Annotated in this window: 14 protein-coding genes, 1 tRNA gene and 1 pseudogene; 12 read left to right on the forward strand and 4 right to left on the reverse strand. The window is 66.1% G+C overall.

Annotated elements, in window-relative coordinates:
• Positions 1-160: prepilin-type N-terminal cleavage/methylation domain-containing protein (locus tag C4301_RS01520; RefSeq protein WP_352413371.1), on the reverse strand; the 160-nt coding region annotated here is incomplete at its 3' end.
• 18 nt (positions 161-178) lie between these two features.
• Complete coding sequence (locus tag C4301_RS01525) at positions 179-652, reverse strand: GspH/FimT family protein (protein ID WP_352413372.1); 474 nt, start codon at positions 650-652, stop codon at positions 179-181.
• 79 nt (positions 653-731) lie between these two features.
• On the opposite strand from C4301_RS01525, the gene C4301_RS01530 reads away from it, so the two are divergent.
• From C4301_RS01530 to rsfS, 8 genes and pseudogenes are all read left to right on the forward strand, one after another.
• Positions 732-807 (forward strand) — tRNA-Ala (locus C4301_RS01530).
• Between the two features lie 135 nt (positions 808-942).
• Positions 943-1,248, forward strand: coding sequence for a 50S ribosomal protein L21 (gene rplU / locus C4301_RS01535; protein WP_352413359.1), 306 nt, complete (start codon positions 943-945; stop codon positions 1,246-1,248).
• A 14-nt stretch (positions 1,249-1,262) separates the two neighbouring features.
• Entirely contained in the window at positions 1,263-1,520 is a 258-nt protein-coding gene (gene rpmA, locus C4301_RS01540; RefSeq protein WP_352413360.1) for a 50S ribosomal protein L27, read from the forward strand.
• Positions 1,521-2,764, forward strand: a pseudogene (obgE, locus tag C4301_RS01545) (GTPase ObgE).
• An 8-nt stretch (positions 2,765-2,772) separates the two neighbouring features.
• Positions 2,773-3,339, forward strand: a complete 567-nt coding sequence (gene nadD, locus C4301_RS01550; RefSeq protein ID WP_352413361.1) for a nicotinate-nucleotide adenylyltransferase — start codon at positions 2,773-2,775, stop codon at positions 3,337-3,339.
• A complete protein-coding gene (yqeK, locus tag C4301_RS01555) occupies positions 3,308-3,853 on the forward strand; it encodes a bis(5'-nucleosyl)-tetraphosphatase (symmetrical) YqeK (protein WP_352413362.1) in 546 nt (181 codons plus the stop codon). The genes nadD and yqeK overlap by 32 nt, the downstream gene beginning before the upstream one ends.
• Positions 3,853-4,950: an LCP family protein gene (locus C4301_RS01560; protein ID WP_352413363.1), complete on the forward strand. Its 1,098-nt coding sequence runs from the start codon at positions 3,853-3,855 to the stop codon at positions 4,948-4,950. Before yqeK ends, C4301_RS01560 begins: the two co-directional genes overlap by 1 nt.
• 9 nt (positions 4,951-4,959) lie before the next feature.
• On the forward strand, positions 4,960-5,298 hold the full coding sequence (gene rsfS, locus C4301_RS01565) for a ribosome silencing factor (RefSeq protein ID WP_352413364.1): 339 nt from the start codon (positions 4,960-4,962) through the stop codon (positions 5,296-5,298).
• Between the two features lie 26 nt (positions 5,299-5,324).
• Here rsfS and C4301_RS01570 read toward each other — a convergent pair whose 3' ends face one another.
• Positions 5,325-5,606, reverse strand: a complete 282-nt coding sequence (locus C4301_RS01570; RefSeq protein WP_352413365.1) for a hypothetical protein — start codon at positions 5,604-5,606, stop codon at positions 5,325-5,327.
• Positions 5,607-5,626: 20 nt separating this feature from the next.
• Between C4301_RS01570 and panC the strand changes: the two genes are divergently transcribed.
• The 3 genes from panC to fba are packed head-to-tail and all read left to right on the forward strand — an operon-like array spanning position 5,627 to position 8,495.
• The gene (gene panC / locus C4301_RS01575) at positions 5,627-6,454 is read left to right on the forward strand and encodes a pantoate--beta-alanine ligase (protein WP_352413366.1); all 828 of its coding nucleotides are present in this window, start codon (positions 5,627-5,629) and stop codon (positions 6,452-6,454) included.
• Positions 6,451-7,542: a type IV pilus twitching motility protein PilT gene (locus C4301_RS01580; protein ID WP_352413367.1), complete on the forward strand. Its 1,092-nt coding sequence runs from the start codon at positions 6,451-6,453 to the stop codon at positions 7,540-7,542. The genes panC and C4301_RS01580 overlap by 4 nt, the downstream gene beginning before the upstream one ends.
• Before the next feature lie 35 nt (positions 7,543-7,577).
• Positions 7,578-8,495 carry a class II fructose-1,6-bisphosphate aldolase gene (gene fba, locus C4301_RS01585; RefSeq protein WP_352413368.1) on the forward strand — a complete coding sequence of 306 codons (918 nt, stop codon included), beginning with the start codon at positions 7,578-7,580 and terminating at the stop codon, positions 8,493-8,495.
• Here the strand turns inward: fba and C4301_RS01590 are convergent.
• Positions 8,492-8,899, reverse strand: coding sequence for a Uma2 family endonuclease (locus C4301_RS01590; RefSeq protein WP_352413369.1), 408 nt, complete (start codon positions 8,897-8,899; stop codon positions 8,492-8,494). The two genes, fba and C4301_RS01590, sit on opposite strands and share 4 nt — an antisense overlap.
• Before the next feature lie 78 nt (positions 8,900-8,977).
• On the opposite strand from C4301_RS01590, the gene C4301_RS01595 reads away from it, so the two are divergent.
• Positions 8,978-9,989: thymidine phosphorylase (locus C4301_RS01595; RefSeq protein WP_352413370.1), on the forward strand; the 1,012-nt coding region annotated here is incomplete at its 3' end.

The following is a 9,989-nucleotide window of genomic DNA, read 5'->3' on the forward strand; positions in this document are numbered from 1 at the left end:
GGGCGGCCTGGTCCACCGCCCGGCGGTCCGGGGCCGCCAGGCGGGGGGGAAGAAGCGCAAGGAGGAGGCCCAGAAGGAGGAGGACGACGAGCAGTTCCACAAGGGAGAAGCCCTGCCTTTGCACCTTCTCAGCGTACCCCTTAAAGAGGGCGGGCGGCATCCCCCAAATGGGGGGTCCTCACTCCACCCGGGCCCGGCCCTGCTGGGAGACCACCACCTTCCGCACATGCCCCGAGGAGGACTTTAAGGCCCAGGTTCCGGTGATGATCTTGGCCGGGATGCCCCGGGGATCGAAGAGAAGGGGGAGATTGCCCAGGGTGCTCCTCTCCTTGGCCAGGGCCACCCGGGCCCAGTCGCCCTGGCCGAAACGGACAAGCTGGACCTCCTCCCCTGGGTCGTAGACCCGGTTGGCGTTCAGGTCCAGGAAGACCGCATACCCCCCGGCCCCGTCGGTGAAGAGGTGGACCCCGGCGAAGACGTTGTTCCGGATCGCCTCGAGGCGGGCCCGGACCACCTGCTCCGAAAGGCCCCGGGCGGCCTGGTCCACCGCCCGGCGGTCGGGGTCCGGCTGGGGGGTGGCCAAAAGAAGGAAGATTCCCAGGATCAAGAGGACCACCAGAAGTTCCAAAAGGGAGAATCCACTCGAGTTCATGAAAATTTCCAAGGGTATCCTATATCTCCTGGGCGCCCCTTGACAAGAGAGGGGGTGTGGGCTAGCATGGGCTTCGCTTGGGGCCGTGGCGCAGCTGGGAGCGCGCCTCAATGGCATTGAGGAGGTCACCGGTTCGAATCCGGTCGGCTCCACCAGATCCCCCGCCCGAAGGGCGGGGACGCTTTTTGAACAAGGCGGCGTTGCAAAGCCCTGCCCTTCCCGGTATAGTGGATATTCGGTAGGCCCTTGGGGCCTTGACACTTCCGGAAGGGGCACGGAAAGGAGAGGCCATGTTTGCCATCATCCAGACGGGCGGAAAACAGTACCGGGTGGAGCCGGGGATGCGGCTTAAGGTGGAGAAGCTTCCCCTCGAGCCGGGTTCCACGCTGGAGTTTGAGCCCCTGCTCATCGGCGGGGAGGCGGTGAAGGTGGGGGCCCCCACGGTTTCTGGGGCCAAGGTGGTGGCGGAGGTCCTGGGCCACGGCAAGGGGAAAAAGGTCCTGGTCATGAAGTTCAAGGCCAAGGTCCAGTACCGCCGTAAGAAGGGGCACCGTCAGCCTTACACGGAGATTCTGGTCAAGGAGATCCAAGGTTAAGCCAGGAGTAAGCCATGGCACACAAAAAGGGTCTCGGTTCAACCAAAAACGGTCGCGACTCCAATCCGAAGTATCTGGGAGTCAAGAGGTTCGGCGGCGAGACCGTCCGCGCCGGGAACATCCTTGTCCGGCAGCGGGGCACCAAGTTCAAACCCGGCAAGAACGTGGGCATGGGCCGGGACTACACCCTCTTCGCCCTGGTGGACGGAGTCGTGGAGTACCAGGACAAGGGGCGGCTTGGGCGGTATGTGCACGTCCGGCCCCTCGCGTGAATGTTTCGTGATGTCCTAGAGATCACCGTCCAGGGCGGCCGGGGCGGGGATGGGGCGGTGAGCTTCCGCCGGGAGAAGTTCGTGCCCAAGGGCGGCCCGGACGGGGGGGATGGAGGCCGGGGAGGTAGCGTCTATCTGCGGGCCAAGGGCAGCATAGATTCCCTGGCGGAGCTTTCCAAACGGGCTTACCGGGCCGAGGACGGGGAGCACGGCAAGGGAAGCGGCCAGCACGGCCGGGCCGGGCGGGACCTGGTGGTGGAGGTCCCCTTAGGGACCCGGGTCTTCGACGCGACGACCGGGGCGCTTTTGGCCGACCTCACCCGGGAGGGGCAGACCGTCTTGGTGGCCAAGGGGGGAGAGGGGGGGGAGGGTAATGCCCGGTTCGTGACCCCCACCCGCCAGGCCCCCCGGTTTGCCTTTGCGGGGGCGCCGGGGGAGAAAAGGCGGCTCCGCCTCGAGCTCATCCTCATCGCCGATGTGGGGCTTGTGGGCTACCCCAACGCGGGGAAGAGCAGCCTTCTGGCCGCTTTGACCCACGCTCATCCCAAGATCGCCCCCTACCCCTTCACCACCCTAAGCCCAAATCTGGGGGTGGTGGAGGTGGGCCTCGAACGCTTCACCTTGGCCGACCTGCCGGGAATCATAGAGGGGGCCAGCCAGGGCAAGGGGCTCGGCCTGGAGTTTCTCCGGCACATTGCCCGTACCCGCGTCCTCCTCTATGTCCTAGACGCCACGGAGGACCCCATGGCCGCCCTTAAGACCCTCCGCGTGGAGGTGGGGGCCTACGACAGGGCCCTTCTCCAGCGGCCAAGCCTGGTGGCCCTCAACAAGATCGACCTCCTCCCCAAAGGGAGGTGGAGGCCCTTCTTGCCCGCCTTTCCGGGGAGGGTCTTCCGGTTTTGCCCGTGAGCGCCCTGCGGAAGGAGGGTCTTTTGGCGCTTAAGGAGGGGCTTTGGAGCTTGGTGGAAAAGGCCCCCCGGCCCAGCCTGCCCGCTCCCTTGCCCGTCCGGGTGGAGGAGGCCCCTTTGGAGGTGAGGGGGGTCCAGGAGGGGGTATACGAGGTCCACGCCCCCCAGATCGAGGCCCTGGTGGGCCGGGTGAAGGGGGAGATGGCGGAGGCCATGGCCTACCTCCAGGAAAAGCTTAAGCGGATGGGCCTCGAGGCCGCTTTGAAGGCCAAGGGGGTGCGGGCGGGGGATACGGTGGTGCTCGCGGGCCGGGAGTTTGAGTACATCCCGGACTAGGAGGCGGTGTGCGCCTGGGCCTTTTTGGCGGAAGCTTTGACCCCATCCATATGGGCCACCTCCTGGCGGCGAGCGAGGCGGTGGAGGCCTTGGGGCTGGACCGGGTGCTCTTCGTCACCGCTGCCTACCCGCCCCACAAGACCCCGGTGGCCCCCCCGGAGGACCGGCACGCCATGGTCCTTCTGGCCACCTTGGAGGATCCGCGCTTTGAGGCCAGCCGCCTCGAGCTGGACCGGCCGGGGCCGAGCTACACGGTGGACACCCTGCGGGCTGCCCGAGGCTTATACCCGGGGGCCGATCTTTTTTTTATCACCGGGGCGGACGCCTACCGCGACCTTCTGAGCTGGAAAGAGGGGGGGAGGCTCTCTGAGTACGCTCAGCTCGTGGCCGTCTCCCGCCCCGGCTACCCTAGGCCCACCCTCCCCGTTCCCGTTCTTTGGCTCGAGGTCCCCGAGTACGGGGTCTCCAGCTCCCTCATCCGGGAGAGGCTGAAAAGGGGGAAGAGCGTGCGCTACCTGGTTCCCCCTTTGGTGGAGGTGTACCTTGAAAAACAAGGTCTCTATCGCGTCCCTTGAGGAAAAGGTGAGGGCTTTGGTCCGGCCTGAACGCTTCGCCCATATCCAGCGGGTGGCCGCTTTGGCGCAGGAGATCGCCCGGAACAACGGCCTAGACCCTGAGCGGGCCTACCTGGCGGCCCTACTTCACGACGCGGCCCGGGACCTTCCCGAAGCGGAGCTTCTCCGCCTCGCCCCCCCGGAGAACGAGGTGGAAAGGGCCCACCCCCTGGCCCTCCACGGCCGGGCGGCCCGGGTCTTGGCCCAACAGTGGGGCGTGAGGGACGAGAAGGTCCTGGAGGCCATCGAGGGGCACGTCTACGGGGTAGACCCGGAAAACGCCATTGGGATGGCCCTCTACGTGGCGGACATCTCCGAACCCGAGCGGGGGGTAAACGGGGAGATCCGGGAGCTGGCCCTGGCGGGGCGGCTTCTGGAGGCCTACCGCCAGGCGGTCCGGAACAAGGTGGCCTATCTTGAGAGGAAAGGGGTTCCCCTCCACCCCAAGACCCTCGAGGTCTACGAAAGACTCTGATGCGCCCGCGGCCCTCCTTCCTCCTTTTGGGCCTTGCCCTTTGGGCCTTGGCCTACCTGCTTTGGGCCCGCCCGGACCTCAAAGGGGCGACCCAGGGGGAAGGGGTGGGGCTCTTGCCCGAGATGCGCCTGGTGGTGGCGGCCCGGGACATCAACTACTGCGGCTACCACACCCCATGTGGGCCGGGAAGCCGAACGGATACCCTCCTGTACGTCCTTGTCCAGGGGGGAAGGGCCCGGCTCATCGCCATTCCCCGGGACACCTACTCCGAGGTGGCCAGTGGCCGGATCAACGCCGCCTATGGCCGAGGCGGGGCCGGGCTTTTGAAAAAAGCGGTGGAGGAGGTCCTGGGCCTTCCCGTGGAGCACCACCTGGTCCTCACCCTCACCGGCATCGCCAGGCTGGTGGACGCGGTGGGGGGGGTGGAGGTGGTTTTGGGTCAGCCCATGCGGTACACCGACCGGGCGGCCGGGCTTTACATCGATTTTCCCGCCGGCAGACTTCACTTAGACGGCGAGGACGCGGTGAAGTACATGCGGTTCCGGCACGACGCTTTCGGGGACTATACCCGGTTGGACCGGATCAAGGCGGTTCTTGGCCAGGTGCTGGGGAAGGCCAAGGATCCTCGGCGCTGGCCCGCCCTCCTCATGGCCGCCCGGGAGGTCTGGAAGGAGGTGGACACCGACCTTTCCCTCGAGGCCCTCACCCCCTTCCTGCCCCACCTCAAAGGGATCAGCCTGGAGGCCGCCACCTTGCCCACCCTGGAGGACGGGGGGTATCTGCGGGTGGACCCCCGGGCGCGATCGGAGTTCCTAGCCCGGTTCCTGGGTGAGAGCAAGCCCCTTTACCCTCCTGAGCTTCCCCTCACCCTGCGGGGAAGCCGAAGGGCTCTGGAGCGGGCCGAGCCCTTTTTGAGGGGGATTGGGCTCTCCTTCCGCCTGGAGGAGGGGGAGGGGGTGCCGGGGGTTTACACCAAGGACCTGGAGGCGGGCCGCTACTACGCCGATCTCTTCCATCTGCCCCTCCTCTCCCCCCATCTTCCCGTGGAGGGGGTGGTGGTGGTCCTGGAAGACGCTCTTGACCAGGATCGGTTATAGTAAGGGTGGATGGTCAAGCCGAAGGAGGTCTTAGCCCTGGTAGGCCGGATTAAAGAGGTGCTTTCCGAAAAAAAGGCGGAGGACGTGGTGGCCTTAGACCTAACCAAGGTCTCGGAGGCGCTCGACTACTTTGTCATCGCCACCGCCCAGAGCCTCCCCCACCTGCAGGCCTTGGAAAGCCACCTGGAGGAGAGGCTTAGAGAGTTCTCCCTCGAGCCCAGGCCGAGGGAAAAGAGCCCCCGCTGGGTGGTTTTGGACTATGGGGAGGTGGTTGTCCACCTGATGAGCCGCGAGGCCCGGGCCTTCTACGACCTCGAGGGCTTCTGGGCCGATGCGGAAAGGGTCTAGCCTGCCCTAGCGGAAGGGCCGGGGGTTCATTTCAGCCTGGGCGGGGCCAAAGGCCCGAGGATGAAGCGTTGGAACAGGAGGTACCCCGCCACATACACCCCCATCTGGACCCAGGGGTTGACGAAGAGGCCCAGCCCGGCTAGGCCCAGAAGGATCATGAACAGGGTGAGGCCAAAAACGACCAGGGTGGTGCGGAGGAGGAGGCCTGGAAGATAGGGGAGGGCTTGCCTTAGGGTCTTAGGCCTTCTGGCCTCCCACTCGGCCAGGAGCTTCTTTTTCCGCTTTTCCTCGCGTTTTTTCCTCCCCACACCCCAAGTATACTGGGGGTGTGAGAATCGTGAAGAGCGTGGCCGAACTCCGGGCCCACCTGGAGGGGGGTGTGGGCTTCGTCCCCACCATGGGGTATCTGCACCGGGGCCACTTGGCCCTGGTGGAACGCGCCCGGGCCGAGAACCCCTTCGTGGTGGTCTCCATCTTTGTGAACCCTTTGCAGTTTGGACCCCAGGAGGACTTCACCCGCTACCCCAGGGACCTTGATCGGGACGCCCGGCTTCTGGAACAGGCGGGTGTGGACCTCCTCTTCGCCCCGGAGGTGGAGGAGATCTACCCGAGGGGCTTTGCCAGCCGGGTGAGCGTGGAAGGCCCCCTGACCGCTCTTTGGGAAGGGGAGGTGCGGCCTGGCCACTTCCAAGGGGTGGCCACGGTGGTGGCCAAGCTCTTCCTTCTCGTCCAGCCCAGACGGGCTTACTTTGGTGAGAAGGACTACCAGCAGCTTCTCGTGGTGCGGAAGATGGTGCGGGACCTGGGGTTTCCCCTCGAGGTGGTGGGGGTTCCCACGGTGCGGGAGGAGGACGGCCTGGCCCTTTCCAGCCGCAACCTTTACCTCTCCCCAGAGACGAGGAAGAAGGCCTCCGTTCTCTTCCAGGCCCTTTCGGCCATGCGGGCGGTGGCCCTGGCTGGAGGAAGCGTGGCCGAGGCCTTAAGGCGGGGAGAGGAGGTCCTCGCCCGGGTGCCGGAGTTCCAGAAGGACTACCTGGCCATCGTCCACCCCGAGACCCTCCTGCCCCTTTCCGACTGGATTAGGGGGGCGCGGGGCCTTTTGGCCGGCCGCTTTCCGGAGGTTCGTCTCATTGACAACCTGGAGGTGTACGCATGAGCGTCCCAGAGACCCTGGCGGACCTTCTGCGGGCCATGGTCCAGGCCCGGGCCTCGGACATCCACCTCCAGGCCGGGGCTCCCCCCACCATCCGGGTGGATGGGAAGCTCAGACCTTTCGGAAGGGAGCCCCTTAAGCCTCAGGACCTCGAGGCCCTCGTCCGGGCGATTCTGAAGCCGGAAGAGCTGGAGGAGCTGGAGTACCGCAAGGAGATGGACTTTGCCTACACCCTCCCCGGGGTGGCCCGGTTCCGCTGCAACCTCCTAAGGCAAAGAGGAAGCCTAGGCCTGGTCATGCGGGTGGTCTCGGAGGCCATCCCAAGCTTCGAGGCCCTGGGCCTGCCCCGGGGGGTGATGGAGGACCTGGGGGCAAAGGAACGGGGGCTCATCCTGGTCACCGGGCCTACGGGAAGCGGCAAGAGCACCACCTTGGCCGCCCTCGTCGACCACATCAACCTGCACTACGCCAAGAACATCATCACCATCGAGGACCCCATCGAGTTCTTGCATCGGCACAAGAAAAGCCTGGTGGTCCAGCGGGAGGTGGGGCTGGATACGGACAGCTTCCACTCCGGCCTCAAGTACGCCTTGCGCCAGGACCCGGATGTGATCCTCATCGGGGAGATGCGGGACAAAGAGACGGTGGAGGCGGCGATCATGGCCGCCCAGACCGGGCATCTGGTCCTCTCCACCCTCCACACCTTGGACGCCCAGAGGACGATCAACCGGATCATCGACTTCTTCCCCCTGCACGAGCACCAGCAGGTCCGGATTCTCCTTTCGGAAAGCCTCCTGGCCATCCTCTCCCAGAGGCTTCTGCCCCGGGCGGACGGAGGGGGACGGGTTTTGGCCCTGGAGGTCCTCCTGGCCACCCCGTACGTCCGCGAGCTCATCAAGGATGAGGAGAAGACCCCGATGATCAAGGAGGCCATGATGGAGGGAGGGGCCCTGGGCATGCGCACCTTTGACCAGCACCTGGTCCAGCTTTACCAGGAGGGGGTGATCGCCCTCGAGGACGCCCTGGCGGCCGCCACCAGCCCCCATGAGTTCCGCCTTCTCCTCACCAAGACCACGGGCCAGGCCTACTGAGGCTGGCGCCCGGTATAATCCGCCTGGAGGCAGGTATGCTGGTGACGGGTTTGGAGATCCTTAAAAAGGCGCGGGAAGAGGGGTATGGGGTCGGGGCCTTCAACACCAACAACATGGAGCTCACCCAGGCCATCCTCGAGGCCGCCGAGGCCCTCAGAAGCCCGGTGATCCTCGCCCTTTCGGAAGGGGCGATCCAGTACGGAGGCAAGGCTCTGGTGGGCTTAGTGCGGGAGCTCGCCCGGGACGCAAGGGTGCCGGTGGCCATCCACCTGGACCACGGCTCCAGCTACGAGAGCGTCCTTAACGCCCTACGTATGGGCTTCACCAGCGTGATGATCGACAAATCCCACGAGGACTTCGAGACCAACGTGCGAGAGACCAAGAGGGTGGTGGAGGCGGCCCATGCGGTGGGGGTGACGGTGGAGGCGGAGCTGGGGCGGCTTGCGGGCGTTGAGGAGCACGTGGCCGTGGACGAGAAGGATGCCCTCCTGACCAACCCCGAGGAGGCCCGCCTCTTCATGGAGCGCACCGGGGCGGACTACCTGGCGGTGGCCATCGGCACGAGCCACGGTGCCTACAAGGGCAAGGGGCGGCCCTTTATCGACCACCCCCGGCTGGAAAGGATTGCCCGCCTGGTCCAGGCCCCACTGGTCCTCCATGGGGCCTCGAGCGTTCCCCAGGAGCTCATAGAGCGCTTCCGGGCCTCGGGGGGTGAGATCGGGGAGGCGGCGGGGATCCACCCCGAGGACATCCGGAAGGCCATCGCTTTGGGCATCGCCAAGATCAATACGGACACCGATCTGCGTCTGGCCTTCACCGCCTTCGTCCGGGAGAGCCTGAGCAAAAACCCCAAGGGGTTTGATCCGAGGAAGTACCTGGGCCCTGCCCGGGAGGCGGTGAAGAGGGTGGTGGAAAGCCGGATGGAGCTTTTCGGTTCCGTGGGCCGGGCCTAGGGCCAGGGGATCCGAACCCCGGGGAAGGAGTGGGGCTCTGCTTCCTCCCCGGCCCTGGGGGCGCGGAAGACGGGCAGGCCCTCCGCTTTGAGGTCCAAAATCCAGACTTGGGCGTAGAGGGGAAGCTTCCGGTTTGGGTCGTGCTCCAGGCCGGACCCGGCCACCTCCACCACCCGGAGGACGTCCTCGGGGGTGGGAAGGGCGTCCCGGTAGTCCCTGGGCAGGAGAAGGGCCAGATCCGGCTGGAGCTCGAAGTGGGGAGGGATGTGGATGGGGTTTTGTGGCCAGACGAGGGCCCTTTCCCCAAGGGCTTCCGTGAAGCGCTTGGTCAGAAGGGCCACCGCTGAGCCCTGCCTGGGACCCATGGGGCTCATCCGGTACACCTCCCCCTCTAGACGTTCCACCCCTTCGCCCCCTGGAAGAGGCGTTCAAACTCCTCCAGGCTGGGCCGGTACCGGGTGGCCTTAGCGTAGCATAGGGGCATGAACCCCGTCCTGTTCATCCAGGCCAAGCGGGACGGCCTATCCCACACCGAGGAGGAGCTCAGGGACTTTCTTTTGGGCTACCTGAAGGAGGAGGTGCCGGACTACCAGGTCTCCGCCTGGCTCATGGCCGTCTTCTTCCGGGGCATGACCGAGGGGGAGACCTTGGCCCTGACCCGGGTGATGGCCTTTTCCGGAAAGGTCTTGGACCTTAGCCACCTTCCCCATCCGGTGGATAAGCACTCCTCCGGGGGGGTGGGGGACAAGACCACCTTGGTGGTGGCCCCCCTTCTGGCGGCGGCGGGGTGCACGGTGGCCAAGATGTCCGGCCGTGGCCTGGCCCACACCGGCGGGACGATCGACAAGCTCGAGTCCGTCCCCGGTTTCCGGGCCGAGCTCTCCGAGGAGGAGTTCTTGCGCTTGGCCGAGCGGGTGGGCCTGGTCATCGCCAGCCAGTCCCCCACCCTGGCCCCTTTGGACGGGAAGCTCTACGCCCTGAGGGATGTAACCGCCACCGTGGAAAGCCTCCCCTTGATCGCCAGCTCCATCATGAGCAAAAAGCTCGCCGCCGGGGCGAGGACCATCGTTTTGGACGTGAAGGTGGGGAAGGGCGCCTTCATGAAAACCCTGGAGGAGGCCCGGCTTCTGGCCCGGACGATGGTGGGGATCGGCCGGGGGGCGGGCCGGAGGGTCCGGGCCGTCCTCTCCCGCATGGATGCCCCCTTGGGCCGGGCGGTGGGGAACGCCCTCGAGGTGCGGGAGGCCATAGGGGCCCTGAAGGGGGAAGGGCCTTTGGATCTTCAGGACCTGGCCCTGAGGCTGGCCATGGAGGCGCTTTCGGCGGAGGGGCTTCCTGTGGAGCTTGCCCGGAAGGCCCTGGAAAGCGGTGCCGCCCTGGAGAAGTTCCAAAACTTTATCGAGGCCCAGGGGGGAGACCCCCGGGTGGTGGAGGAGCCAGACCGGCTTCCCACCGCCCCCCAGGTGACGGAGGTCCGGGCGGAAGAGGCGGGGG

The organism is Thermus sp., from assembly GCF_040290245.1.
Taxonomy (GTDB): Bacteria; Deinococcota; Deinococci; order Deinococcales; family Thermaceae; genus Thermus_A.

Bases quoted from the DNA above. Each gene is read 5' to 3' on its own strand.
- rpmA (WP_352413360.1), top strand. From the start codon at position 1,263: ATGGCACACAAAAAGGGTCTCGGTTCAACCAAAAACGGTCGCGACTCC.
- C4301_RS01525 (WP_352413372.1), bottom strand. From the start codon at position 652: ATGAACTCGAGTGGATTCTCCCTTTTGGAACTTCTGGTGGTCCTCTTG.
- C4301_RS01580 (WP_352413367.1), top strand. From the start codon at position 6,451: ATGAGCGTCCCAGAGACCCTGGCGGACCTTCTGCGGGCCATGGTCCAG.
- rsfS (WP_352413364.1), top strand. From the start codon at position 4,960: ATGGTCAAGCCGAAGGAGGTCTTAGCCCTGGTAGGCCGGATTAAAGAG.
- rplU (WP_352413359.1), top strand. From the start codon at position 943: ATGTTTGCCATCATCCAGACGGGCGGAAAACAGTACCGGGTGGAGCCG.
- fba (WP_352413368.1), top strand. From the start codon at position 7,578: ATGCTGGTGACGGGTTTGGAGATCCTTAAAAAGGCGCGGGAAGAGGGG.
- C4301_RS01560 (WP_352413363.1), top strand. From the start codon at position 3,853: ATGCGCCCGCGGCCCTCCTTCCTCCTTTTGGGCCTTGCCCTTTGGGCC.